General features: G+C 40.8%; 1 protein-coding gene. It reads left to right on the top strand.

The genetic code is table 11. From position 1 onward, the window contains the following. A partial coding sequence (locus ACNKXV_RS13640) for a hypothetical protein (protein WP_417908271.1) occupies window positions 1-346 on the top strand: 346 nt, incomplete at both ends.

The following is a 346-nucleotide window of genomic DNA, read 5'->3' as shown; positions in this document are numbered from 1 at the left end:
GTTTAAACGAGATTTGGATCTTGAGAAACGTTGGTCAAAGCTTTTGGACGGGCTTAAGGATACCATAGGTAAAAAACCCAATGATCTAAATGGCGTACTCTTCTTGATAGGAGTACAAGAATTGGGTCAGGGAACTCGTACCTTTTCCAAAGAGCAAAAGCAGGACTTGATGCACATTGCCGTTTGTAAAGTTTTGAGTTATGCCGGATTCTATGAACTAGACTATGTAGACCAAGAGGGTTGGCCGCATTGGAAACTGGTAAATGAACTGCCACATTTCGACTTGCTGGAACAGGAGAAATTGCTCAAGCTCCAAGTATTGGAATACTTTGAAAAAGAATATCAA

Source organism: Christiangramia aquimixticola (assembly GCF_048285835.1).
GTDB classification, from domain to species: domain Bacteria; phylum Bacteroidota; class Bacteroidia; order Flavobacteriales; family Flavobacteriaceae; genus Christiangramia; species Christiangramia aquimixticola.
This window is presented reverse-complemented; position numbering and strand designations above follow the sequence as displayed.